The sequence below is a fragment of the Bacillus cereus group sp. BfR-BA-01441 genome (genome assembly GCF_022663075.1).
In the GTDB taxonomy this organism is placed as follows: Bacteria; Bacillota; Bacilli; order Bacillales; family Bacillaceae_G; genus Bacillus_A; species Bacillus_A cereus.
The window spans coordinates 82,579-108,380 of sequence record NZ_JAKUEU010000001.1 but is presented as its reverse complement, the minus strand read 5'-3'; the positions used below and the strand labels follow the sequence as shown (position 1 = coordinate 108,380).

Genomic DNA, 25,802 nt, shown 5'->3' with positions numbered 1-25,802 from the left:
ATAAAACTATGAAAACAGTATTATTAACAGGGTTTGATCCGTTCGGCGGAGAAAATATCAATCCAGCTTGGGAAGTAGCAAAAGGTTTGCATGAAAAAACAATTGGAGAATACAAGATAATAAGCAAACAAGTACCAACTGTATTTCATAAATCAATAAGCGTATTAAAAGAGTATATAGAAGAACTAGCGCCGGAAATTATTATATGCATTGGACAAGCTGGGGGCAGACCAGATATTACGATAGAACGTATCGCAATTAATATTGATGATGCAAGAATCGCTGACAATGAAGGGAATCAGCCGGTAGATGTACCGGTTGTAGAAGAAGGAGCCATTGCGTATTGGTCTACACTTCCGATGAAAGCAATCGTAAAAAAACTTCGCGAAGAGGGTATACCGTCATCTGTTTCACAGACGGCAGGCACATTCGTTTGTAATCACTTATTCTATGGACTTATGCATGAACTAGAGAAACATGATAAGAAAATAAAAGGCGGATTCATTCATATTCCGTTTTTACCAGAACAAGCGAGTAATTATCCAGGGCAACCGAGTATGTCACTTTCTACTATTCGTAAGGGGATAGAATTGGCAATCGAAGTAACGACGACAGTTAAGGTAGATATTGTAGAGGTTGGGGGCGCAACGCATTAAGTAAAATGAATTGTACAACACCTCCTGTAAACAACTGGTATAATAAGAATAGGAAAATACATAGAGGTGATTTTTGTGCAACAATTTGAAGAAGTACGTTCAATTTTAGAAAAAGCGAAGAAAATTACAGTATTAACAGGCGCTGGTGCAAGTACGGAAAGTGGTATTCCAGATTTTCGTTCAGCAAATGGATTGTATGCTGATGCGAATGTGGAGATGTACTTATCAAGAGGGTACTATAACCGAAGTCCGAAAGAATTTTGGAAGCATTATAAAGAAATCTTTCAAATTAATACGTTCCATCAATATAAACCAAATCGTGGACATCGCTTTTTAGCTGCGCTAGAAGAACAAGGGAAAGATATTACGATTTTAACGCAAAATATTGACGGTTTACATCAATTAGGTGGCAGTAAGCATGTCATCGATTTACATGGAACACTTCAAACAGCACATTGTCCAAAATGTAAATCAGGCTATGATTTACAGTATATGATTGATCATGAAGTACCGCGTTGTGAGAAGTGTAATTTCATTTTAAATCCAGACGTTGTTTTATACGGAGATACATTGCCGCAATATCAAAATGCTATCAAACGTTTATATGAAACAGATGTGCTTATCGTTATGGGAACATCACTAAAAGTACAGCCTGTTGCTTCATTCCCGCAAATTGCAAAGAGGGAAGTAGGAGCAACAACTATTTTAGTAAATGAAGAGTTAACAGGACAGGAATATAACTTTGATTTTGTTTTTCAAAATAAGATTGGTGAGTTTGTTGAAGGGTTATCTTCAATGAAATAAGTTATCGAAAAAACTGAGGTATCTGCCTCAGTTTTTTATTTGAGTAATCACTGTTTTAAGCCATATGAAAACATTTTGATAACGTAGTAACAACATCTCTATAATTTATAAAAATTAATTTGCCCCATTTTTCTTTTAGAATAATATTCATGTTATTGTGCATTAAGGGAATGGTAATAAATAGGATGTAAAAACAAAAAACTGAAAATTAAATCTTTTATTTCTTTTATAATTAATATAAAATTCTATATATATCATATAAATAAATTTGATACATAATGATTTTGCGTAGAAATGTTAATAGAATGAAGCGAGGGAGCGAAATGAGACAGAAAAAGGAGCAGAAAAAACAATCGAAAAAGAAAAAGACTCATATTCCATTTCGGTTAAATGTACTATTTTTTATTGTCTTTCTTTTATTTTCAGCTATTATAATTCAATTAGGTAAAGTACAAATCATTGATGGAGAAACGTATAGAAATGAAGTAAACAAAAAGGAAGATGTAACGGTAAGTACTCCCGTTCCTAGAGGGAAAATGTTTGATCGACAAGGTCACGTTATTGTAAATAATAAACCATTGCGAACCGTTACATATACGAAAATGAGAGGAGTAGACTCGAAAGAAGTTTTACAAGTAGCAAGAGATTTAGCTAAGCTAATTGAAATGTCGCAAGAGGACATGGATAAGTTAACAGAGACAGATAAGAAAGATTTTTGGATGCAGTTAAATGAAAAGCGGGCAGCAGCGAAAGTAACGAAAGAAGATGAGAGTAAATTTAGAAAGCAAGAAATAGAAGGAAAAGAGTTAGATAAAAAAGTAGAAGAACTGCGCCGGGAAAGAATTACACAAGAAGAATTAAATGAGCTTTCAAAGGAAGATATAGAAGTATTAGTAATTAAAAGCAAAATGAATGCGGGATATAAAATGACGCCGCAAATCGTTAAAAAAGATGTAAGTCAAAATGAATATGCTGTCGTTAGTGAAAGGTTGGCAAGCTTACCAGGGGTAGATACGACAGTAGATTGGGAACGTGAATACCCAAATGATAAAATACTGCGCTCTATACTAGGTAGCGTTTCTAATGAAAATGAAGGATTGCCAAGAGAACAATTAGATTATTATTTAGTTCGTGATTATAATCGAAACGACCGTATTGGTAAAAGTTACATTGAAAAACAATATGAAGATGCACTACATGGAACGAAGGAACAGTCTAAAAATATTATGGATAAAGCAGGGAAGATTGTTCGAACAGAAAAAGTGACTGAAGGAAAAAGTGGAAATAACTTGATGTTAACAGTCGATATGGATTTACAGAAAAGAGTAGAGGGCAGCCTTGAAAAGAATTTACGAGCCTTTCATGCTGCAGAGCCGATGATGGATCGTGCGTTCGTAGTAATGATGAATCCGAAAAACGGTCAAATTTTATCAATGGCAGGAAAGAAAATTGTAAATAAAGATGGCGGTATGCAAATAGAAGATTATGCATTAGGAACGATGACAAGTTCTTACGAGTTAGGGTCAACTGTAAAAGGGGCTACTTTATTAACTGGATATCAAACAGAAGCGATTAAGCCGTATACACACTTCTTTGATGCGCCAATGTATTTTAAAGGAAGTTCTAAGCCGAAGAAATCGTGGAAAGAATTTGGGGATATTGATGATTTAAGAGCTTTGCAAGTGTCATCGAACGTTTATATGTTTAATACAGCTTTAAAAATGGCAGGCATTAATTATGTTCCAAACAATCCATTAGATATTAAACAAGAAACATTTAATAAAATGCGCTACTATTTTAGACAATTTGGCCTAGGTGTGTCGACTGGTATTGACCTGCCAAATGAATCGATCGGTCAAATAGGTAGAACTGATAACATACCCGGATTTTTACTTGATTACGCGATTGGACAGTATGATACATATACGCCGCTTCAGCTTGCACAATATATTTCAACCATTGCAAATGGCGGTTACCGAATGAAACCACAAATTGTACAAGAAGTTAGAGAGCAACCGAATAGACCAGAGGATGTAGGAAAAGTCGTTCGGTCGATTGAACCAGTTGTATTAAATAGAGTGGATATGGACACTTCGTACATTAATCATGTAAAAGAAGGATTTAGAAGAGTTTTTCAAGAAGCTGACGGAACAGGTACCGGAACGTTTAAAGGTCTACCATATAAACCAGCGGGAAAAACAGGAACAGCTGAGACAGTATATGGTGGAGAAAGTGATATTGGAAGAGATGAGAACAACAACCGAAAAAAATGTTATAATTTAACTCTTGCCGGTTATGCACCATATGATGCGGATCCGGAAGTAGCTTTTTCAGTTGTTGTACCATGGGTGAATGATGATAAATCAGGAATTAATTCTGCGATTGGTAAAGAGATTTTGGATGCGTATTTTGAATTAAAAACAAATAGATCAAATGCAAATTCAATTCCAGTAGAACAACCGAACAAGGCACAGTAAAAATAGTATCACTGCATGGAAACATATTGTGCAGTGATATATTTTTTGAGTTAAAAAGCGCTTTATAAGGTGGGAATGGATATGAAAAAGGAGATTAAGAGAGGCTGGGGAAAGTACATACTATTTATATTGGTGATAGTCATAGGCTACCATTCTTTTACTTTATGTAAGGTGGAAGGGGAATCGATGCAGCCGACTTTATATGAAGAAGACTACGTATTTGTAAATAAAGCGGTAGTACGTCTTTCTAATTTACAACACGGAGAAATTGTCATTATAAAAGAAGAGGATGAATCGAAATATTATGTGAAACGTGTAATAGGGCTTCCTGGTGATGTAATTAACATAACGAACGGAAAGGTATATGTGAACGATAAAAAGCAAGAAGAACCATATACAAACAAAGATTTATTTAACAACACACAAGTATTTTATAATTTTCAAAAGACAAAAATTCCGCCAAATAAGTTATTTGTAATGGGAGATAACCGCGAAGTAAGTAGAGATAGTCGAAATGGCTTAGGATATATTGAAGAAGATAACATAATAGGCAAGGTGGAATTTGTATATTATCCTTTTTCAAAAATGAAAATGATAGAATAAGTGGGGGATGAGCAAAATCCCACTTATTAAAGTTTCACTTTATTTTCTTTAAAAAACCTTTTGGATTAAATGATATGAAAAATTTATGTTTAGACTCGTCGATTATGAAGTTATTATTTTTAGTTAAAAACTCATCCACAGCTTCCATCGGGCCAGGACCCCAATCGGGAAGAAGCGGATTTCCATTAATGGAGGTATCTTCTACAATCATATAACTGCCAGTAGTGACGATAGATTTATATAGTAATAGTTCTTTGGAGACATGTTCTTTACTATGATCAGAATCTAAAATAACTAAAACCACATCATCAGGTTTGCGCATGCTTACAATTGTTTGGATGGCCTGCACAGAAACAGAAGATGCTGTTAAATACGTAATCCGATTATGTGATGGCCGATTTGGCTGCGGAGTTATATCGATAGTAAGTACGTGACCTTTTCCAATTAAATCTAACATAGAAGCTAAATACAGTGCACTACCACCGTGAAAAGTCCCGCATTCAATAATTAAATCGGGCTTTAATTCATAAATAATTTCTTGATACAAAAAGAGATCAGAGGGAAGTTTACAGATTGGAACCCCGAACCAGTGTGTATCGTTTAACCACACGAGGCTGTTGTAATATTGGTTTAGAAATTCATTGCTTATATTATCGATTTTAAATTCTCCTTTCTAAAAAGGATTCTCTCGTTTGACGTAAAGTGTTTACGCATGAAAGTTGTACTATATATTATGTAGTAAGGAATTGTAAGGCGAGTGTTTTTACTTGAAAATAAGCCAAATAACTCATGTGGAAAATGAAAGGAAATGATCGTATGTACAAATACACAATTTGTTTTATTAGAAAAAGCGATAAAATACTGCTATTAAATAGAAATAAAAAGCCGAATATGGGGATGTGGAATGGTGTTGGAGGAAAAATAGAAGAGAATGAAACGCCATACGAAGGAATAATTAGAGAAACGTTTGAGGAAACGGGTATAGAACTTTCAAGTGTAACGTATAAAGGGACTGTTGTTTTTAAAGGTAAAGATGAGCCCCAGGCTAGTGAAGGAATGTATGTGTTCGTTGCTGATTTTCCAGATGGAATGCAAATGAATACACCATTACGTACGGCTGAAGGATTATTAGAATGGAAAGAAATTGATTGGATATTAGATGGTGATAATAGAGGTGTAGTTAGCAACTTACCAAAATACTTACCGACAGTAATAACAGAAGAAAATAAGTTAAAACATATATTCACGTACGATAACCGGAATATTATTAATTACACAACTGCATGTTTGACAGAAGATGATGCGAACAAGCGATATGAAAAACAACTCATTTCTCAATAGAAGAGGATAGTGAAAAATCACGTTTTTGTTCTCATTATATATACGAAGTGATTATATGTTTCAGAAATACAATTTATTGGTCAGAATTGTAATATGTATGATATAACTTTTCTTATGGTGAAAGAGTAGAGAACATACGTAAACGGAAAAGAGGTGGCTTTGCCACCTCTTTTCCGTTAGTCACGAATCGCCTTAATGATAAACCGATGTTGTTTCACATCAAAATATCCTTTTTGTAAGATAATTTCATGTATACGATATAACTCCTCATAATACCTTTCGACAGTAAAATCAGGAATTTGCCACGGAATCGCTTTTAAATAGTAGACGATAGCGCCAATATCATAAAAGCGTTGGAAAGGGAATTCTTCCTTTGCTTCTAAAATAGTAAATCCAGTTTCCTCTAACTCACTACATGCTGCTTCAAGTGACCAACTTGCAAATTCGTTATTTAGCGGTGCGTTAAATTGCTCATTAAGTTCCACACAATCGAGACCACCAACTTGTTGTGTAAGGAAAATCCCATTTTGAGAAAGGATTCTTTTTACTTCAGAAGCAGCATATGATTCATGTTGGTTTAGGATTAGATTAAACTGACCATCTTGAAATGGCAATGCAGTATCATCGTTCACCTCTACAACAGTAACCCCTAAAGGCTCTAATTTCTTTCGAGCAATTGGCACGTTTGGAGCGTAGCCCTCAGTAGCATAAATAGTTGACGGGAACGGTTGTAACATAGATAAAAACTCTCCGCCGCCAGTTCCCATATCTAGCATTGATTTAGCGCGTTGCATAAGCTGGAAAGCAGTACTGCCGTACGACCATGATAAAGGCTCGCTCTTCATTCGGCCCGTTTCTGAAATGAAAGAAAAATCCCAACCGCTAAAATGTGTATTTGCACTTTCTAATAAAGTTAAAAATAATGGATCACGTTTCATAATTATGTCCTCCTATTTTTCAATGAATGATATGATGAGAAAGGAGAAAGGAGAACGGGAGGACCTCTCATGAAAGAGAAGCGGTTTTACGTTTCGTGTTCGAATAGATTCATATAAATTTGCTCCTTGTGAGAATAGTAATTTATATATTCGGGATAATCGAGTGGGAATCCTTTGAGGGTATAAAAGAAGGCAGTTGTTTAATGAAAAAATAAATTGAGTTATCTAATTTTATAGTGTAATTGTTCATCCATACGCATAAAAAAATTATTCTCTCCATAAAATAGTAAAATTATATTGGAGGTTGAATTATGAAAAAATTTAGTGTATTTTCAATAACATTGATGACTTTTGGAATGTTATTATTTGGATTAAATAGGATAATAGATAGCTATTCTGAGCCTATTATCCTATTAGGGTATATTTCTTTTTTAATTGGAGTGGTTCTGAGTATTATAGCGATTGCTAGACGTGAAGATGGAAGATTAAAATTCATATCACTTATCTCTTTCTTTGTTCTCCTGTTTTTCATTACTTGGTTTGAGTCGTTTCAGGTACTACGAATTATTACTTGGCTAAAAAATATCTATTAAAATTTAAATTGTTGGTAAAAATGGGAAACCTTAAATTTAGGTTTCTTTTTATTATATTCGATTATCAATATTAAAACTTATTAGAGCCATTAATAAAAGAAATAGATATATAAACCGAGTGTAAAAATATTTTAATTCTTTGAAAACATTCAGCGATTTAGTATTCTTTATATATGGAATATTTTGTTTATGCGAAAAGAGGGCAAGGTGCTATATGAAAAGAATAAAAAATGTAATGTTACTATTGTTATGTTTCTTATGTTTAAGTGGGTGTAATTATAAAGATGACGATCAGGTGAAAAAATATGTGAAAAAAAAGCACGGAATTGATGTGATTGTAACACATTGGGGTGCTATAAACGAAGGGAATATGGGGCATACATATCATACTGTTCAAGCAAAAAATAACAAAAATATTCAATTTAGAGTAGAGGTAGATGGCTTCTTATATTCAAGAATAAAAGGTGATGAATATCAATACGGAAAAAAAACATATGAGGAATATAAGAAATTTAAACCAATGCTAGAAGAAATGAAAAAATTAGGTTACGTGGAACCTGAAAATAAAAATGTTTTTCAATATATAGTGGATGATGATATAGAGGAGAAACCAACGGATACGTTATTATTAACTTTAAAAACGAGTGACAAGATTGATTACAGTCAATTTGAATCAAAAGAATTAGATCGTTTATATGCTCTAATCCAATTCATTCAGAAGAGTAATAGAAAGATAACAACACTTGAAATTGAGGATTATAATGGTGAATCTATAGGCTTGCCTTTTCAAAATGTGCAAAAAGCTATAACGAAAGAAGAACTGCTTTTAACAATGAAAAACACAGTAAGCGGTTATTGGACATATTTGGTTCAAACTGAAACAAAAGTAGGCGTAAGGTTAAATGAAATTCAAAATGATCGTTTTGAAATTGAGGATATTACTTGTCCACACCCGAAAGACGGCAATTGTCTAGAGTATGAATTGACATTAGTTTTCAATGACAGTGAGATAAAATATAGAAATGATCCATATGTAATAGATGATTTGAGAAAGGTAGTCACTATTCTTAAAGAAGAACTATATAATAAGGAATTTAACATATATTTAAGGAACAAGGATGGAACAAGTTATTCACTCTGGCTATCATCCGAAAAAATTAAGGAAAGTAATAACATAGAAGAGTTAGTAAAATAATGATATAAAGAAGAAATTTAAAGTACTTTTTATGTTTGTTATTTCTGTATTCAAAAGGAAAACCGCTTATACTTCATTTTTGAAGCATAAGCGGTTTTGTTTAAAATACTCAAAAACAAAAATCTTTTGGTAAAGTACCATTTTTAATAACTGTTCTTAACCCATGTTTTATAATCCAAGGATTAATAGGATGCTGTTTATCACGTAATTGCTGTAACCACTGAAAAACGAGTTCTTTATCTTCTTTCGTAATATCGTTAATATGATTGGCTACAGATTTTTGAACATATTTAGAAGGGTCATTCATTAATGGTTCAAGAAGTTGTAAATTGTACTTAAAATTACCTTTTAGAGCTCCTATTTTTTTAGCCCAAGGAAGCCTTGGTCTTGTACCTTCAGAAACTAATCTCCTAATGTGACTGTTTTCGTCATGAATCCACTGTTGTAATATGTTTAGTGTATCTTCATGGTATGTTTCAAGAAAGGGCCGAATGGCATATTCAGCAGTATTCCTTTTCGTTATTTCATACATTGCATTAAACGAGATTTTAAAATCGTTAAGCCCATATTTTTCAACGTATTTTGCAAGAGGCATGTACATATATCCGTTTGTAAATGTGCCTACTTCTGTTGTATTTTCTGGGCCTAATGTTTTTAGTAATATATGTATTGCGGCATTAAAATCTTTTTGTAATGCATTATGTAATTCATCTGCTATTACTTCTATACGCTGCTTTAACTCTAAATTTTCAACTTTACATGTCACCGAATCTACAAAGATGCTTTTAGAGAAAGAAGGATCATGTTTACAAATAGAATCAGCTATTTTTTCGGCTAATTCTTCATTAAATAAAAATTTTAACGGAACATATTTACCCATTTTTTCACCTCATTGGTCGGATAAACGATTTTTATTTTTTAATCGACAATCCATAAACCAAAGTCTCACTCGGAGTCGTAATACTAAAACCTGTCGTCTTATAATCAAGCTTCACTGTATAACCAGTGTAGTCTTTCGTAAATGAATCCATTTGTACGATAAGCTCCGCATCTTCATATACAACATCATCTGCGTTAAATGTATCCCAAATTAAATCGACATCAACGAAAATACTACAAGAGTTTGTCATTGTTCCTCTAATGCGAATGATCTTTTTGTCTTCACGTTCTAATCTATGTATAGCTGCTTTTGCTTCATCAGTAATGCGAATGTTCATTGTATCCCAACCTTTTATTTATATTTCTTCTATTATGGCAAAAACAGGAGCAATAGGGAAGCAAAGAGGTTTGCAACAAAAAACGAGCAAACAAATTTGTTTGCTCGTTTCACTTTATTTTAGTTCACATTTATCAAGTGGAATCACTTTTGTTTTTTTCGTAAATTTATATCCTAACCATAGTACTAAGAAGAGTGGCAAACCGATGTAAGAAACGAGTACGCCATTCCAATCGATTGATTCACCCATAAATGCCCCGTAGTTTTGTCCTAAAATTACGATGATACAAAGTGTAAATGCAAAGATTGGACCGAATGGGAACCATTTTGCTCTATATGGTAAGTCTTTCAAATCTTTTCCTTGTGCAATATATGCTTTACGGAAACGGTAATGACTAATTGCAATGCCGACCCAAGCGATAAAGCCAGACATTCCTGATGCATTTAATAACCAAATGTATACAACACCGTCACCGAATAAAGAAGCAATGAAAGCGATACTACCGACAATCGATGTTACGATTAATGCGTTAACAGGTACACCGCGGCTATCTAATTTACCAAGAAACTTTGGTGCTTTCCCTTGGCGAGCTAAATCCCAAAGCATACGAGTTGATGCATACATACCAGAGTTACCAGCAGATAGTACTGCCGTTAAAATAACAGCGTTCATAACAGAAGCAGCAAAGGCAACGCCCGCTTTTTCGAAAATAAGTGTAAATGGACTTACTGTTACATCACTTGCAGCAAGACTTTCAGTTGTATAAGGAATTAATAAACCGATAACGAGAATCGCAAGGATATAGAATAAAAGAATACGCCAAAAGATTGAACGAATTGCTTTTGGGATATTACGTTCTGGATCAGATGTTTCACCAGCAGCTACTCCTAATAGTTCAGTACCTTGGAATGAGAAACCAGCTGCCATAAACACACCGATAATTGCCATGATACCGCCGTTAAATGGTGCATCTGCAACAGTGAAGTTTTTAAATCCAACCGTTTCACCGCCCATAATTCCAAAAATCATCATGAAACCAACAATTAAAAAGATAATAATCGTAACTACTTTAATAAGTGCGAACCAATATTCAGATTCACCAAACCCTTTAACAGATAAATAGTTTAAAAGGAAAATAATAGCTAAACATAATCCGCTCCAAATAAGAGAAGGGGTATCTGGGAACCAAAATTTCATAATTAATGTTACGGCTGCAAGTTCAGCAGCAATCGTAATTGCCCAGTTATACCAATAGTTCCATCCAAGTGCAAAGCCAAGTGATGGATCAACAAATTTTGTTGCGTACGTGCTAAAAGATCCAGTAACAGGCATGTAAGCTGCGAGTTCAGCTAAGCTTGTCATTAAGAAGTAAACCATAATTCCAATTGCGGCGTATGCAATTAATGCACCACCAGGTCCAGCTGAATGGATGACACCACCGCTGGCAAGAAATAGTCCGGTACCAATTGTACCACCGAGAGAAATCATCGTAAGGTGCCTTGATTTTAGACCGCGTCTTAATTCACCTTTTCCTTGTGTAGTTTCTGTTTTAGAGGTAGCTTGATTTGTTGCGCTATTCATGTTCAACACTCCTTTTCTTGTAGGTTAGGAAGGAGCGGGGGAGAAAAATACAAAAAACCGCCAAAGGAATTTGGCGGAACGTTTCACAAATAACCACCCCATCATACCCTTCCGTTAAGATAGCACCCCACGTTTACACGGTAATTTTGTAAACGTGACAGTTCTGTTCCTTTCGGAGACAGCCCCAGCTCATATTTCCAGAGAAGAAATATAAACTTCGGCAACTTTTCCTTTCAAACGGAGTCGGTGACATTCTCTGTGTCTCGTCCGTCGTACTCTTAAAAGTCGCAACCTCTACCTCATCGGATTGATGAGGATTTATATATTGCTAAGATTTTTAATATATGGCAATTGTAATGACTTTCTGAATATATTGCAAGATATTTTGTTAGGAAAAGTCAAAAAATATCGGTTATTGTATAGGAAACGCTTGCGAAACTCCACCCGAACCTACTATTATGTAGCAATAAGCAAAGAAAAAATTGTTATACAAATGTTTCGCAAAAAATATTGAAAAACCCTCTAAATTAAAAGAAAATTCAGAAAAATATAATTCGACATTCATAATAAAGTCATATTATTTGTTATAATTAGAGTAACGTTTAAGCAAAAAGGGGAAATCAAAATGAAATTAGAAACAGAAAGGCTCTATATAGTGCCGTGTACAGAAGAGAGGATTCAAGTCGCTAACGAGCAAGGATATAATAGCGGTCCGCATATTGTAGGGCATGTAGAGAATGTGAAACAAGATGAGGTTTTATTACCATGGGGGGCGTGGTATGTTCTTCGAAAAGAAGACGATAGCGTTTTAGGTGATATTGGGTTTAAAGGGAAACCAAACGAGGATCAAACAGTAGAAATTGGCTATGGATTCATTGAGAAATATTGGAATCAGGGCTATGCAACAGAAGCTGTAAAAGAACTAATCGATTGGGCTTTCAAAACAGGTGAGGTAGAAACAATAATTGCAGAGACACTTCTAGATAATTATAGTTCGATGCGTGTTTTAGAAAAGTTACATATGAAGAGAGTAAATGCTACAGAAATGATGATTAATTGGAAAATAGAAAAATAAAAAATACCGCTCTAAATTGAGCGGTATTTTTTATAGTTATGGTAGCATTTGCTTCTGATCATTCGGATACTCAGCCGTTGACGTATTAGGACGATTGGAATGATTACGAACAGCAATGAAAATAGAAATAATAACGACAAGACCAACTGCAACGTAAGAAAGTGAAATAATAGTTGGATCCACTTTAAATGTAGTAAGCAGTGTACGAATGTTTGTAAAGATAATAAGACCACCAACTAATACGCCAAGTAAATGAGAAGGAACGATGCGAACTAGCCATGCCGCGATTGGTGCCGCTACGATACCACCGAGCATGAGAGAAAATACCCAAACCCAGCTTACTTGTTCCCAGCCAAGTGAGATGAAGAAGCCGATTGTTGCAGCGAGTGAAACAGGAAATTCACTCGTATCTACAGATCCAATAACTTTTCTAGCTTCATTTCCTCTTGCTAGAAGAACAGGTGTCGTAATCGGCCCCCAACCACCGCCACCAGTTGAATCAACGAATCCAGCGAATAAACCAAGCGGCACAAGTTGTTTTGCAGACATACGCTTATTTGAAGTGACAATTTGTTTTTGAATGATGAATCGTAATAAAATATAAACCCCTAAAGTAAATAAAAATACGGAAATGTACGGTTTAATTACATCACCAGGTAAATTGCTTAAAAAACATGCCCCAACAAATGCGCCGATTGCCCCAGGTAATGTAAGCCTGGAAACTGTATATTTATCAACGTTTCCAAATTTGATATGAGATGCGCCAGAAGCTGCAGTTGTAACGACTTCAGCTAAATGAACTGATGCGGAAGCTACAGCCGGTGCAATACCAAACATTAATAATAGTGAAGTAGACGTTACCCCATACGCCATTCCGAGTGCTCCATCGATCAGTTGAGCGAAAAATCCAATAATAGCAAAGACAATTAATTTCTGCATAAATAATCCCCCTGTAATAATAAATGAAAAAGACACTTTTCCCGTATGAGAAAAGTGCCTTTGGTTTTTCCAATCAGCAATAATTAAATTTGTTTCATTATAATACATATTAATCGTATAAATCAACTAGGTTTTAAAGTTTTTGAATTGAATGAAAGAAAAATAAAATATACAATAAAAGGATGGAGAGAAAGGGGAGAAAGAATATGTTAGCATTTGATCATCTCGTTCACGCAGTGCAATGTACACCGGAGGAAGCGGCAAAACAAATGCAGGAGCTTGGATTTCATACTGTATTAGGCGGAGAGCATACTACTTGGGGTACTTGGAATAGTTTAAGTTATTTTGACTTATCATACATAGAATTTTTAGCAGTTCAGCATGAAGAAAAAGCGAAAGAAGCAGAAAATCCATTAGTACAAGAAACAGTGGTGAAACTACAAAATGGAGAAGGAATGCTACAAATCGCGATCCGAACAGATGCAATTGAGGAGCTAGCAGTTAACTTTAATAAGTACGGCTTACATACGATAGGGCCATTTGAAGGGAAACGCATGAGAAAAGATGGCCGGCTTTTAGAATGGAAAATGTTATTTGTTAAGCAAGAAGAGAACGGACCGAAATTACCTTTCTTTATACAGTGGAATGAAACGGACGAAGAAAGAAGAAACGATTTACGTAACAGTGGGACGATCACTGAATATAAAAACAAAGTGCAACAAATTGAAACGATTCATTACGCAGTAAAAAACGTTCGAGAAACAGTACGGAAATGGAAAAAAGTAATGGGACTATCTACAAGCTCAGTTGTGAAAAATGAAAAATGGAATGCTGAGAGTCAAAGTGTAGTGTTTGGAAATATTCATGTGCAGTTTTGTGAACCGATTGGAGAAGGGCTAGTACTAGAACATTTGAATAAGAATGGCGAATATCCATTTGCAGTAGAGTTTAAAGGTGGAAATAAACGAGAGCATGAAGTGCTAGGTAGTTTGTACATATATTAATAGAGGTGAACGTTGTGGAAGAAATGCTTAGGGAGATAGAGAGAATACTAGAATGGCCTCGTATTGTAAAGTGTACAGCTATTTCAAAAGGTTTCTCACATGAAGAGAAACATAAAATAGAATTAGAAAACAAAGTAACATATTTTGTAAAAGTATGTGATACAGTTCATTTTGAACGTAAACAAGAAGAATATACGTATATGAAACGATTAGAGTCATTACATATTCCAACACCCAAGTTAATTCATTTCATAATAATTGAGAAATTAAATAAATGTGTTCAAGTATTTGAATGGACCCGAGGTATAAATGGTGAAGAAGGTTTAACGAAGTTATCGGTGGAAGAACAGTATAAGGCAGGAAGAAAAGCAGGGGAAGTATTAAAGAGGATTCACTCAATTGAAAGAGAAAGTGCAAGTAATAAATGGGAAACATCTAGATGGAATAAATACGAAAGATACATAGAGGCACTAACAGATTACGAGGTGAATTTTCTGGATTTGAAGCCAGTATTAACCTTTGTAGAAAATCATAAAGATTTATTGGGAAATCGTCCAATAAGATTTTTACATGATGACTTCCATCCAGCAAATAGTATGATTCATAATAAGGAGTTTATCGTTATTGATTTTGGTGGATATGATTTTGGCGATCCAATACACGATTTTTATAATGTAGCGATTTTTACTACAAGAATAAGTAAACCATTTGCGGTTGGACAAGTTCACGGTTATTGCGGAGGCGAACCATCGCTTCATTTTTGGAAACTCTATACATTGTACGCCGCGATGACATTCCCAGCGGATATCGTTTGGACGAATCGAAGTACGCCGCATTTAGTAGATGATATGAAGGAAAGATTAAATGGAATTTTAGAAGATCATAATCATTTTTCATCTTATATTCCAAAATGGTATCAATCAAGCGAATTTAATAAATAAAGGAGTAATTTATATGGATAAAATAGCGGTAATTTCAGATATACATGGTAATATTCAAGCATTAGAATCCGTGTTGAATGATATTAAATTAAGAGGAATCGAGCGCATTATTTGTCTTGGAGATTTAGTAGGAAAAGGACCTCATTCCAGTGAAGCAATTGAAATCATTCGTAAAGAATGTGAAGTAGTCGTAATGGGAAACTGGGATGATTTTATTACAAAGCCGACTGAATTTGAAGCATTGAAATGGCATCAAAAACAATTATCGGAAGAACAAAATGACTATTTAAGAAACTTACCATTTTCAATCGAGTTTTATATGAGTGGGAAATTCATTCGTATGTTTCACGCTTCACCGAGAAGTTTATATGAAAGAATTCAACCACACGCTTCAAGAGAAGAACGTATTAGTATGTTCGAAAATAGTGATCTGACGGAAAATATAGAAGGGGAAAGAAAACCAGATGTCGTTTGTTACGGTGACGTTCACCAAGCATTCGTTCAAAATTTCAGAGGGAAAACGTTATGTAATGCCGGTAGTGTAGGAAACCCACTTGAAATAACACAAGCTTCCTATTTAATATTTGAAGGAACTTACAATAAAAAAGAAGCAGCGAGCTTTTCTATTCAACTTGTACGAGTACCGTATGATATTGAATTAGCTATCAGACTAGCAGAAGAACTCGAAATGCCAGAAATTGAAGAATACAAACAAGAATTACGGACTGCTTTATATCGAGGGTTTAAGGGGAAGTAAGCTAATAATATATCAACGATTTTTCAAATATATCTATCATAACTTAAAATATATCAACGATTCGACAAAGGATATCGATTTACCGACAAATAGTGACATGAATTGTTACTTATAATTATATTATGTAAACTAATTATAAAGGGAGATATCATGAACCGAAAACAACGAATCAAAGAAATTGCAGATCATATTGTAAAGCTAAACTTAACCTATCCAACAAGAGTTGGAGTAAGTGGTATTACAGCATCAGGAAAAACAACATTTGCAAACGAACTAGCGGAAGAAATAAAAAAACGAGGATTACCAGTAACACGCGCCAGCATTGATGATTTTCATAATCCAAGAGTGATTGGCTATGCAAAAGGAAAAGAATCTGCAAGAGGGTATTATGAAGATGCACACGATTATACAGCTTTCAAAGAAAGATTATTAATGCCTTTAGGACCTAACGGAAATTTACAGTATGAAACGATTTCTCATAACTTAATAACGGATATGCCTGTACATAATGAGCCGCTATTGGCCACGCAAAATATGATATTAATAGTAGATGGAACGTTTCTATTGAAAAAAGACGTTGCGTATTTATTTGATTACAAAATCTTTGTAGATACAAATTTTGAGATTGCGAGAAAACGTGGTGCTAAGCGGGAAACTGAAGCTTTTGGAAGTTATGAAGAAGCAGAGAAGATGTTTTTGAACAGATATCATGCGGCCTGTAAGATGTATATAGATGAGCATAATCCAAAAGAGTGTGCGAATGTTATATTTAAGAATAGTGATTTAGGAAATCCAGAAGTTATATTTCATGAAAGAGCGTAATACATAATCAGAAATATATGTATAGCCTTTTGTTTATTGTTATAATTAAATTAATTTTATGAAGCAAATAAAAGGGGATAAGACAATAAAAAACGCAAAAAGGGGACAAGAAATATAATGAATGAAGTACTCGAACTAAAAGAAGAACTACTACAAATTAAAAATAATAATTATGCTGTACCAGAAGACGTAGATGCATATCCATATGCGCAATGGATGCTAGATTATATCGGATCACCTGATGCTGAATTACGTGATGATTTAATTTATAGTACGCTTCACACATGGATTACAAATGATGTATTTAGACAAAAAGAGTTAAGAGGATTAATGTTACAAGCAATTAGTCCTGATTATTTATTTTATAAAATTGGTGAAAAGGGAACAGACTCTGTATTTAAACGTGCATTCTCCGTATTAATTCCACCACTTATTTTATCTGTTCATGAAAGAGAACCGTTGTTATCGGAAGAACAATTGTACAGTGTGGCAGAACAAGTGTTGGAATATGTGTATTTAGAAGAAGATGTAAGGGGCTACGTAGAAGGAAAAGGCTGGGCACACTCTACTGCACATGCAGCAGATGCGCTCGATGCGTTAGCACGTACAATTCAAAATCGTGAGTTTTCATATGCGATTCTTGCGGCTGTTCGTCAGAAGGTTCGATTGAGTGATTACGTATATGTACACTTTGAGGATGAGAGATTAGTAAAGCCAATTATGTCGTTACATAACCAAAAGCTTTTAACTGAAGAAGAGTGGAGCAATTGGCTACATAGTATAGCAACTGTTGAGGACATCCGACATCCGCAGCGTGCTATTTTAGTACAAAATATTAGATCGTTCTTAAGAAGTTTATATTTCAGAGTTTTAGAGACAGAGGGTAGTACAGCCTTTACAGATGATATATTGGAGACTTTGAAGGGTTTGCGTAGGTATTAAAAATTCTTTTTTCTAACAGAAAAGTACATAAAATCAACATCTCCCAACCATACTAATAAAATGTGTTGGAGGTGAGTTTAATGGACAAAAAAGACTTTGAAAAAGTATACAATGATTATTTACATCAAGGGGAAGAGCACGCTCAATTTGAAATAGCTCAGGAAGTTACTTCAGGAGCAGAACAAATTGTTGCTGTTCGTAAAAATGATGAAGGTAATTTGATTGCTTTTAAAACAAGTAGCGGGAGAGAGTTAAATTATATGACTGCTCTTAATGGAGCAAAATCAGGGAAGTTAGCTCATGTGGACGTATTTCATAAGTATGGCAGAGATATTATACGTAGTGAACCTGATGGAATAAAAGAAAATAACTTAGATAATTTACCTTCATTTTAAACGGGTAAACCTCAAGAAGAGAATGTTCATTACGATATTCTCTTCTTTATTTTGCGAAGTTTTCCTTGTAAATAGACGATTCATTTTTAAAGTGCAATCATACTTTTAAAGAGCGCTCTAAATTTCTCTTTATCTTCTGCTGTAAATGGTTTCGGTCCCTTTGTACGTTTACCACTTTTTCGAACCATTGCACTTAAATATCGTGTTTGTAACAATTGTTCAATGTTATCATTCGTATACTTATAGCCTTTATGGTGTAGTACGATACAGCCTTTTGCTAAAGCGAGCGAAGCAAGACCGTAATCTTGTGTTACGATTAAATCTTCTTTTTTTGCTAACTGCATAATTCGGTAATCTGCAGCATCTGCCCCAGAATCAACATAAATTGTTTCTACTCCTTTTGGTTGCTGAGCATTAGAATAATGAGAAAAGCTAGTAACGAGGGTAACAGGAATTTCTGCCTTCGTAGCTTCAAAAATAATCACATCTTTTACAGGACAAGCATCTGCATCAACGTAAACTTTCATTGGTATCACTCCTATAAATAGGTTCGTGTTGATAATAATGGTAGATTTTTCTTTTGTCAAACGAGAAAGCTTTATCTCACATTATTTTTCACAAACCAAAATAGCCTCACGTAAACGAGAAATCCCTTCCTCAATTTGATCAATATTCACTTTTCCATAAGATAAACGAATATAACCATCTTTCGCGCCGAAAATACTACCCGGCATAAAGGCGATTTCTTGTTTTAAACTTTGCATAATGAGTTGTTTTTCGTTTATAGGTTCTTTTAATTTCCCCCAAATGTATATACCACCAGTAGGGTTTGAAAAAGAGATTTTGTCGTGAAGTTGCTCATTTAAGGCGCGAACGATAACGTCTCTTTTTTCTGCTAGTTGTTTTCGTAACGGTACGATATGCGACTGAAATGGTACAGTTTCAAAAAATTGTTGCATAAGCCACTGTGGGAAAATGCTCATACCTAATTCCATTTGGTGTCTTGCGTCGGATAACCTTTCTACTACAGACTGCGGGGCAACAAGCCAACCAACTCGTAAGCCTGGTGCAATCATTTTTGATAAAGAATGTACATAAATGACAGTTCCATTTTCATCAATTGATTTCAAAGTAGGGCAAGGTTGTTTCTTTTCTAGCGTAAGTAAACTAGACGGATCATCTTCCACAATCGCAATTCGTAAGTCTGCACAAAGTGATAATAGTTTTTTTCTACGGTTTGGATGAAGCATCGTCCCCGTAGGGTTTTGGAAATTTGGATTTAAAAAAATCATTTTAATGCGGTGCTTTCTATATAACTCCTGTACATCATCTGGGTTAATGCCGTGTTCATCAACAGGTAATGGGAAAATACGAATACCTGCTGATTGGAATAGAGGCAGGGAATAACAGTGTGAAGGACTTTCGAAAGCAACAGCATCACCTGGATTTAATAAACATTGCACGATAAGGTGAAGTGCTTGCTGTGCGCCAGATGTAATCATAATGGATTGTTCAGTCGCCTCAACTTTTAAATATTCCTTCATATATTTTACGACCGCTTGTCTTAGCGGGAGATAGCCTTGCGGATGATCGTAACTTAATGAATGCGTTAACGGTTGTTCACGTAAAATCGCTTGTAGTTGATCGTGGGGATAAAGATTACAACCGAGCTCTCCGTTTGCAAAATCAATAATATTTTCATTTTGTTGTACTTCTGCCCGAATATGGCGAAGTAGTGGTAAGTTTGGTAAAAAAGTACCACCTTCTACGAAATTTCTCCAGTTCGGCGTTAATGTTGGAGAAACACCCCACATATGTGTACTCACGCGTGTTCCTTTACCAGTCGTACTCTCTACAATTCCCATAGCACGTAGTTCATTATAAGCAGTCGTTACTGTACTTCTGTTTACATTTAACTGCGTAGCTAATTTCCGTTCTGAAGGGAGGAAGCTTCCTGGAGGAAGTTCTCCATATGTAATACGTTTTTCAATAAAGTCAACAACTTGCTGATAAATAGGGATTTTACTGTCACTATCTAGTTTCCATTCCATAAAAAACGCCTCCGTATCTCTTATATACATCAAGTATAGCAAATTGGCTGGGTAAAAAAACAGCCAATTGGACGGTGTTATATACAGCCAATTTTACTATGCTAAATAGGGAAGGGGAGATTCGGATGAAACGATGGCAAATGGAATGGCTCCTAGTATCAGTTGCATTAGTATGGGGAGCAAATTATACAATAGGAAAGTATGGAGTGGCATATATGTCATCCATTCAATTTAATAGTTTACGATTTTTAGTAGCATCACCGGTATTATTACTTATTACATTTTTAATGGAACGCTCATTACGTATTGAAAGAAAAGATTGGTTACGATTAGTAGCAGTCGGTATCGTTGGTACGACAATGTATCAAACGATGTTTATGCTATCTGTGAAATATACTTCAGCAACAAACGCCTCATTATTAATTGCAATGTCACCTATTTTTACAGGGATATTAGCAGTATTGCACAAACAAGAACGTTTTTCGATGAAAGTACAAATTGGTTCAATAGTGGCCTTTGTTGGTGCAGCATTCGTTTTATTAACAGGGCATACAGGAGGAGCTACTTACGAATATGCGTGGCTCGGAAACATAATTGGATTAGTCGCAGCGATTGCGTGGGGATGGTACCCAATATTAGCGCAACCTCTTATAACAAAATATTCCGCAATGAGAGTCACATCTTGGTCAACTTTAATTGGAATTGTACCTCTCGTTGTATATTGTTTATTCAACGTAAATACATTAACGTGGCCAGTAGACATGCCAAGCTGGGGGTCTCTAGCATATTCAATCGTCTTCGCGACAATCTTCGGACTTGCAATGTGGTATGTCGGTATTAGTAAAATAGGCTCAACGAAAGTAATGGTTTATATGTATCTTGTACCATTGTTCGCAGTTATCTTCGCGGCAGTAACTATCGGAGAGCAAATCAACATGATGCAACTCGTTGGCGGACTTATAATCTTTATCGGCTTATATGTTGTAAAAAAGGGTGGAATTCAAAAGCAAGCTCTCAATTTGAAAAAAGTAAGTTAACAATAAAAAGGATCTCTTTCATATAGAAGGAGATCCTTTTGGTTTTTGTAATAAAAGCGCTTGTTCAACAGCCCATTTTTGATGATCATGAATGAGAAGCTCTACAGCAAGTAAAGGAGACATCCACCGCAAAACATGATCTTCCTCACAGTTTTCAGTTTGTGTTTGCACCATGTTCGCAATATAAAAGAACCCATCGTTTAAATAATATGTATCTTCTTTTTCCGCATAAAAATAGCGCATTGCATTACCGATATATTGATTAATTTCAATTGCCCATCCTAATTCCTCTAGTAGTTCACGATGTAAGCATTCATCTTTTGTTTCGGTACCTTCCATACCGCCACCAGGTAAAAAATAACGGTCTCCTTTTTGGATAATAGCAATGTTTGAAGAAGTTGAGTTAAAAATAATTGCATAACAACTAGGTCGTAATACATATTGCTCAGTAGGCTTTTTATAACCAAAAATAAGTTTAGATATCATAAAACACGTCACCTCTCTATAAAATACACAAAAGGAATAATAAGGTAAAAATAGAATTGTATAAGTATAATCTTACGAGATTGGAGTGATAACAAAATGATAAATCGAAAGTGTTCGCGCTGTAAAGAAATTACAGGTACATTGCACGGTGGTAAAAAAATTAAGGAAGAATTTCTATGTGAGGACTGTTTACAAAAAGGAATTGCGAGCGGTGAAATCGAATTATCACAAGTGGAGCAAGAACAAACTTCGTATCTTTCTATAAAAATATTAAAAATAATGAGTGTGATTTATTTAATAGCATCTATTTTAATGGCTTTTTCAACCGGTCCATTTATACATAATATAGGATTTGATGAAATGTCCATTTCAGGCCCAGAATTAGGTTTAATAAGTATTGTTATGCTAGGTTCTTTATTCCAGTCTGTTCTTGTATTTTGCGGGATATGGGTATTCATCCTTTTAGTAGAAACAGTCATTAAAATTTATGAAAAAATGAAGTGAGTGAGAGGGAGAAACATATGCGAGTAAGAAACATCCAAGGGGAAGATTATGTAAAGATTCATTCTGTTTTAAATGATTGGTGGGGCGGGAGAGACATGGCTGCCATGTTGCCAAAATTGTTTTTCGTTCACTTTCAAGAAACGAGTTTTATCATTGAAGAAGATGGCGAAACGTTAGGTTTCTTATGCGGATTCTTTTCGCAAACGCATAAAGAGGAAGCGTACGTTCATTTTATCGGGGTAAATCCGAAGTATAGAAGAAGAGGAATTGCATCGACATTGTATTCGTATTTCTTTGATGTCGCACGTGCAAATAATTGTAAAGTTGTAAAAGCAATTACGTCACCAGTTAATAAAAAATCGATACAGTTTCATCAAGAAATCGGTTTTCGAATTGAGGCTGGGGATGATGAGATAGAGGGTGTATCGGTACATACAAATTATGATGGGAACGGCGGTAGTAGAGTTTTATTTTTGAAACATGTGTAAAAGTAGGCTAGCGAAAAGTTAGCCTTTTTGTTGTGAGGAGCTAGAAATATGGAGAGTAAACAAAGTAGAAATGAATACTTACGACGCATTTATAAAGTGCAAGATTATATAGAATCAAACATAAATGATTCACTTTCAATTGAAGAGTTAGCGGATGTAGCAGGATTTTCAAAGTTTCATTTTCATCGGATTTTTAAGGGGATAGTAAACGAGTCATTATCACGGTATGTAAACCGATTGAAGTTAGAAAGGGCAACACATCTACTTACATATCGGACAGATATGACGATTACAGATATTGCGTATCACTTCGGATTCACAGATTCAGCAGTTTTCTCCCGAACATTTAAAAATTATTACGGCGTAAGTCCATCTCAATATCGAAACGACAATAGCAAGAATTGCAAAGACGTAAGGGGAATTCCTCAATACAATGAATGTAAGAAGGTTCGAGGAAATGTTGAAATTGTAACAGCAGACAATATAAACGTCGCATACATAAGACATATCGGTACATATGAAGAGTTAACTATAGCTTTTCCGAAAATGATAGAGAAATTATTTCATTACGCAGCTAAGCAAAACTATCATGTATTTGAGGATACGAAAGTATTAACCATTTACCACGATCATCATGAATTTACTGAGGACTATCATTTAAGAACAAGTTTATGTGTAACAATTTCAGATGAATCCACAGTAGAAACGAACGACGTTGGAATAATGGTAATACCTTCTGGAAAGTATGCAGTAGGACATTTTGAAATATGCCAAGATGAATATAAAGGAGCATGGGACTTTATATACGGTGAGTGGCTTCCAAATAGCGGATATAAACCGAGAGATTCGTATCCTTTTGAAGTATATAGAAATGACCCAAAGCAGCATCCAAAGCATAAACATATAGTTGATATATATGTACCTATCGAACCTTTTTAATTATAGGTTAAAGGGGAAGGAATAATGAAAATTGCTGAAAAGTTAGATCAGATTATAAAAGAAGAATATGAAAATATGAATGGTATGTTAGTAGTGCAGAAAGGTAATGTTATTTTTGGAAAATATTATAACGGTTACGGTCCAGATGATGCATTTCACATAGCGTCAGTCACAAAAACGATAATCTCTGCGCTAATTGGGATATGTATAGATAAGGGCTATATAAAAAGCGTTGATCAAAGAGTAATAGAATTTTTCCCGGAATATAACGTTAATTCATCTGAAATAACAGTACGACATCTGTTGACAATGACAGCTCCACATCCTTTCGTAGACTGGCAGGAGCCGTTAGAAGAACTATGTATGCAACGAGATTGGGTACAGTATACGTTAAATAGGATAGGACAAGGCGGAGAAATTGGGGCTTTTAAATATTCATCTGCAGGAGCTCATATACTATCAGCGATCATAACGAACGCAACAGGAAAAAATGCGCGTGAATTTGCGAATGAATACTTATTTCAGCCACTCGGCATGAGAGAAATTCCAAACTACAATATGAAAGCATTTGGATTTGATGACTTATTCGGAAAAGATGTGAAAGGATGGGTTCACGATCCAAATGGTATTTCGACGGGTGGCTGGGGACTAACGTTAACGGTTAGAGATATGGCGAAGTTTGCACAGATGTATTTGAATGAAGGTATTCATAATGGAAAACAAATACTATCAAAATCATGGATAAAAGAATCGACAGAAATGAACCCAAATCAATATGGTTACTTATGGTGGTTACGAGAAGAAGATGGAATCTTTTCATACTGTGCAATGGGTGATGGGGGGAATATGATTTGTTGTATTCCGAAGCAGGATTTGGTTGTAGTAATTGCTTCTGAAGCTAAGCCGAATGCACGGGATAGATGGGAATTAATTAAAGGGTGCATACTTCCTTATTTAAAAGATTAATATGGTTATTTTTATAAAAATAAGAATGAAAGGTTTAGTTAAACTTGTTTTGTTCTCCATGATAGAAAAAAGTGTTGTGTTAACAAAGTTATGTAACTAAGATTATAAAACTTCAACACCTATACCATTATTAAATAATTGCAAGGTGTTGAAGTACTTTTTAATCTATTAAAGCTGCTTTCAACTAAAAGAAGAAACATCTTTTTTCTTAGCTGTTTAACTATTTTTTAACTTTGTGAAGTATGAGATACATCGTGCCCAGCACAATTGCTAGTAAGGTAAATTTAATTAATTCTATTAGGCTGGCATCCCACTTGTTTTGTACTATATCTGTTAAATAAAATACATTAAACATACCATGTGAAAATGCGGGTGATATTACAGAACCGCCATATTCTCTCGTGTACGTTAAAATTATAGATAATATAAATAATAAAGAGAGATAACTTAATATTCCTACAAACTGAAACTCATAATTTTTATAAAAGATTGCTATTGGTAAATGCCATGAAGACCAAATTGAAGCTATAATAATAGCTGTTTGTATGAATGTATATTTTTTTCGTAAATAGTAATGAAAATTCCCTCGCCATATAATCTCTTCTAATAATGCAGATAAAGATCCAACTGTAAGACCAACGAGCAAGAGAAATCCTACTTCATTCCAATGATGATATAAGAACTTTATATCATAAATATAAAAATAAAAATGGAGACATAGCCCTAGAAGTAGTGGAAATAATATGGAGAAAATTAGTGTTTTTATTTTTGAACGTGAAATTCCTAGTGTATGAACTATTTTTTGTTTCTTATATAATGTTTGATATGAAGTAACTGCTAAAAGCGGAACAACCATTGTAAACCCTAAATAATTACGACCATTTTCTATGTTCAGCAAGATGATATATACAAGTGATGTAAGAAAATAAATACATAATGTTGAATGATAAACTATGTGTTTATTAATATTTTTCACCTGCCTAAGTATGTATAAGTGGTTAATCGAATATCCGATATTTTAATTATATATGAAATGGAAATCGACAGAATG

29 protein-coding genes and 1 riboswitch are annotated in these 25,802 nt (G+C 34.6%); of the genes, 19 read left to right on the top strand and 10 right to left on the bottom strand.

The window, feature by feature from the left end; genetic code table 11:
• Positions 1 to 8: 8 nt before the first annotated feature.
• The 4 genes from pcp (at position 9) to lepB (ending at position 4,540) form a co-directional block, all read left to right on the top strand.
• Positions 9 to 656, top strand: a complete 648-nt coding sequence (gene pcp / locus MR107_RS00540; RefSeq protein WP_000859708.1) for a pyroglutamyl-peptidase I — start codon at positions 9 to 11, stop codon at positions 654 to 656.
• A gap of 75 nt (positions 657 to 731) precedes the next feature.
• The gene (locus MR107_RS00535; RefSeq protein WP_001183793.1) at positions 732 to 1,460 is read left to right on the top strand and encodes an NAD-dependent protein deacylase; all 729 of its coding nucleotides are present in this window, start codon (positions 732 to 734) and stop codon (positions 1,458 to 1,460) included.
• Between the two features lie 323 nt (positions 1,461 to 1,783).
• A complete protein-coding gene (locus MR107_RS00530; RefSeq protein ID WP_001249190.1) occupies positions 1,784 to 3,937 on the top strand; it encodes a peptidoglycan D,D-transpeptidase FtsI family protein in 2,154 nt (717 codons plus the stop codon).
• 81 nt (positions 3,938 to 4,018) lie between these two features.
• A complete protein-coding gene (gene lepB / locus MR107_RS00525; RefSeq protein WP_002094069.1) occupies positions 4,019 to 4,540 on the top strand; it encodes a signal peptidase I in 522 nt (173 codons plus the stop codon).
• Positions 4,541 to 4,574: 34 nt separating this feature from the next.
• On the opposite strand, the gene MR107_RS00520 is transcribed toward lepB, so the two are convergent.
• Positions 4,575 to 5,198 (bottom strand): cephalosporin hydroxylase family protein, encoded by a 624-nt coding sequence (locus MR107_RS00520; RefSeq protein WP_265736937.1) that lies wholly within the window; start codon positions 5,196 to 5,198, stop codon positions 4,575 to 4,577.
• 158 nt (positions 5,199 to 5,356) lie between these two features.
• Here MR107_RS00520 and MR107_RS00515 point away from each other — a divergent pair, with 158 nt between their 5' ends.
• Positions 5,357 to 5,881 carry an NUDIX hydrolase gene (locus MR107_RS00515; RefSeq protein ID WP_002182860.1) on the top strand — a complete coding sequence of 175 codons (525 nt, stop codon included), beginning with the start codon at positions 5,357 to 5,359 and terminating at the stop codon, positions 5,879 to 5,881.
• A 176-nt stretch (positions 5,882 to 6,057) separates the two neighbouring features.
• On the opposite strand, the gene MR107_RS00510 is transcribed toward MR107_RS00515, so the two are convergent.
• Positions 6,058 to 6,819, bottom strand: coding sequence for a class I SAM-dependent methyltransferase (locus MR107_RS00510; RefSeq protein WP_242291986.1), 762 nt, complete (start codon positions 6,817 to 6,819; stop codon positions 6,058 to 6,060).
• Positions 6,820 to 7,130: 311 nt separating this feature from the next.
• Here MR107_RS00510 and MR107_RS00505 point away from each other — a divergent pair, with 311 nt between their 5' ends.
• Both MR107_RS00505 and MR107_RS00500 read left to right on the top strand, forming a co-directional pair.
• A complete protein-coding gene (locus MR107_RS00505) occupies positions 7,131 to 7,412 on the top strand; it encodes a hypothetical protein (protein WP_000714730.1) in 282 nt (93 codons plus the stop codon).
• 214 nt (positions 7,413 to 7,626) lie between these two features.
• Entirely contained in the window at positions 7,627 to 8,607 is a 981-nt protein-coding gene (locus MR107_RS00500) for a hypothetical protein (protein WP_242291985.1), read from the top strand.
• Between the two features lie 109 nt (positions 8,608 to 8,716).
• On the opposite strand, the gene MR107_RS00495 is transcribed toward MR107_RS00500, so the two are convergent.
• The 3 genes from MR107_RS00495 to MR107_RS00485 all read right to left on the bottom strand — a co-directional run bounded on the left by MR107_RS00495 (position 8,717) and on the right by MR107_RS00485 (position 11,405).
• Positions 8,717 to 9,487 (bottom strand): DNA alkylation repair protein, encoded by a 771-nt coding sequence (locus MR107_RS00495; protein ID WP_242291984.1) that lies wholly within the window; start codon positions 9,485 to 9,487, stop codon positions 8,717 to 8,719.
• A gap of 31 nt (positions 9,488 to 9,518) precedes the next feature.
• Positions 9,519 to 9,824: an iron-sulfur cluster biosynthesis family protein gene (locus tag MR107_RS00490; RefSeq protein ID WP_078187478.1), complete on the bottom strand. Its 306-nt coding sequence runs from the start codon at positions 9,822 to 9,824 to the stop codon at positions 9,519 to 9,521.
• Between the two features lie 114 nt (positions 9,825 to 9,938).
• Positions 9,939 to 11,405, bottom strand: coding sequence for an amino acid permease (locus tag MR107_RS00485; protein ID WP_098771498.1), 1,467 nt, complete (start codon positions 11,403 to 11,405; stop codon positions 9,939 to 9,941).
• 112 nt (positions 11,406 to 11,517) lie between these two features.
• Positions 11,518 to 11,710: riboswitch (Lysine riboswitch) on the bottom strand.
• 320 nt (positions 11,711 to 12,030) lie between these two features.
• On the opposite strand from MR107_RS00485, the gene MR107_RS00480 reads away from it, so the two are divergent.
• Positions 12,031 to 12,480, top strand: coding sequence for a GNAT family N-acetyltransferase (locus MR107_RS00480; protein ID WP_242291983.1), 450 nt, complete (start codon positions 12,031 to 12,033; stop codon positions 12,478 to 12,480).
• 36 nt (positions 12,481 to 12,516) lie between these two features.
• On the opposite strand, the gene MR107_RS00475 is transcribed toward MR107_RS00480, so the two are convergent.
• The gene (locus MR107_RS00475; protein WP_002024365.1) at positions 12,517 to 13,527 is read right to left on the bottom strand and encodes a sulfite exporter TauE/SafE family protein; all 1,011 of its coding nucleotides are present in this window, start codon (positions 13,525 to 13,527) and stop codon (positions 12,517 to 12,519) included.
• 98 nt (positions 13,528 to 13,625) lie between these two features.
• Here MR107_RS00475 and MR107_RS00470 point away from each other — a divergent pair, with 98 nt between their 5' ends.
• The 6 genes from MR107_RS00470 to MR107_RS00445 all read left to right on the top strand — a co-directional run bounded on the left by MR107_RS00470 (position 13,626) and on the right by MR107_RS00445 (position 18,280).
• A complete protein-coding gene (locus MR107_RS00470; RefSeq protein ID WP_242291982.1) occupies positions 13,626 to 14,423 on the top strand; it encodes a VOC family protein in 798 nt (265 codons plus the stop codon).
• 14 nt (positions 14,424 to 14,437) lie between these two features.
• Positions 14,438 to 15,364, top strand: a complete 927-nt coding sequence (locus MR107_RS00465; RefSeq protein ID WP_063245363.1) for an aminoglycoside phosphotransferase family protein — start codon at positions 14,438 to 14,440, stop codon at positions 15,362 to 15,364.
• Between the two features lie 13 nt (positions 15,365 to 15,377).
• Positions 15,378 to 16,121, top strand: coding sequence for a metallophosphoesterase family protein (locus MR107_RS00460; protein ID WP_242291981.1), 744 nt, complete (start codon positions 15,378 to 15,380; stop codon positions 16,119 to 16,121).
• 150 nt (positions 16,122 to 16,271) lie between these two features.
• Entirely contained in the window at positions 16,272 to 16,943 is a 672-nt protein-coding gene (locus tag MR107_RS00455) for a nucleoside/nucleotide kinase family protein (protein WP_242291980.1), read from the top strand.
• A gap of 117 nt (positions 16,944 to 17,060) precedes the next feature.
• Positions 17,061 to 17,885: a DUF2785 domain-containing protein gene (locus tag MR107_RS00450; RefSeq protein WP_242291979.1), complete on the top strand. Its 825-nt coding sequence runs from the start codon at positions 17,061 to 17,063 to the stop codon at positions 17,883 to 17,885.
• 80 nt (positions 17,886 to 17,965) lie between these two features.
• Complete coding sequence (locus MR107_RS00445) at positions 17,966 to 18,280, top strand: DUF3892 domain-containing protein (protein ID WP_242291978.1); 315 nt, start codon at positions 17,966 to 17,968, stop codon at positions 18,278 to 18,280.
• 86 nt (positions 18,281 to 18,366) lie between these two features.
• Here the strand turns inward: MR107_RS00445 and MR107_RS00440 are convergent, their stop codons facing one another.
• Positions 18,367 to 18,807, bottom strand: coding sequence for a YaiI/YqxD family protein (locus MR107_RS00440; protein ID WP_033695857.1), 441 nt, complete (start codon positions 18,805 to 18,807; stop codon positions 18,367 to 18,369).
• 81 nt (positions 18,808 to 18,888) lie between these two features.
• Positions 18,889 to 20,331, bottom strand: coding sequence for a MocR-like pyridoxine biosynthesis transcription factor PdxR (pdxR, locus tag MR107_RS00435; RefSeq protein WP_033695858.1), 1,443 nt, complete (start codon positions 20,329 to 20,331; stop codon positions 18,889 to 18,891).
• A gap of 125 nt (positions 20,332 to 20,456) precedes the next feature.
• On the opposite strand from pdxR, the gene MR107_RS00430 reads away from it, so the two are divergent.
• The gene (locus MR107_RS00430) at positions 20,457 to 21,368 is read left to right on the top strand and encodes a DMT family transporter (RefSeq protein WP_006927576.1); all 912 of its coding nucleotides are present in this window, start codon (positions 20,457 to 20,459) and stop codon (positions 21,366 to 21,368) included.
• 18 nt (positions 21,369 to 21,386) lie between these two features.
• Here the strand turns inward: MR107_RS00430 and MR107_RS00425 are convergent, their stop codons facing one another.
• Entirely contained in the window at positions 21,387 to 21,854 is a 468-nt protein-coding gene (locus tag MR107_RS00425) for an NUDIX hydrolase (protein ID WP_000623966.1), read from the bottom strand.
• Between the two features lie 96 nt (positions 21,855 to 21,950).
• Here MR107_RS00425 and MR107_RS00420 point away from each other — a divergent pair, with 96 nt between their 5' ends.
• The 4 genes from MR107_RS00420 to MR107_RS00405 are packed head-to-tail and all read left to right on the top strand — an operon-like array spanning position 21,951 to position 24,751.
• Positions 21,951 to 22,358, top strand: a complete 408-nt coding sequence (locus MR107_RS00420) for a DUF3980 domain-containing protein (protein ID WP_000610496.1) — start codon at positions 21,951 to 21,953, stop codon at positions 22,356 to 22,358.
• A 17-nt stretch (positions 22,359 to 22,375) separates the two neighbouring features.
• On the top strand, positions 22,376 to 22,846 hold the full coding sequence (locus MR107_RS00415) for a GNAT family N-acetyltransferase (protein WP_016122751.1): 471 nt from the start codon (positions 22,376 to 22,378) through the stop codon (positions 22,844 to 22,846).
• 48 nt (positions 22,847 to 22,894) lie between these two features.
• The gene (locus MR107_RS00410) at positions 22,895 to 23,785 is read left to right on the top strand and encodes an AraC family transcriptional regulator (RefSeq protein ID WP_000444280.1); all 891 of its coding nucleotides are present in this window, start codon (positions 22,895 to 22,897) and stop codon (positions 23,783 to 23,785) included.
• A 24-nt stretch (positions 23,786 to 23,809) separates the two neighbouring features.
• The gene (locus MR107_RS00405) at positions 23,810 to 24,751 is read left to right on the top strand and encodes a serine hydrolase domain-containing protein (RefSeq protein ID WP_071739203.1); all 942 of its coding nucleotides are present in this window, start codon (positions 23,810 to 23,812) and stop codon (positions 24,749 to 24,751) included.
• Between the two features lie 220 nt (positions 24,752 to 24,971).
• Here MR107_RS00405 and MR107_RS00400 read toward each other — a convergent pair whose 3' ends face one another.
• Complete coding sequence (locus MR107_RS00400) at positions 24,972 to 25,727, bottom strand: CPBP family intramembrane glutamic endopeptidase (protein WP_071739202.1); 756 nt, start codon at positions 25,725 to 25,727, stop codon at positions 24,972 to 24,974.
• Positions 25,728 to 25,802: the final 75 nt, after the last annotated feature.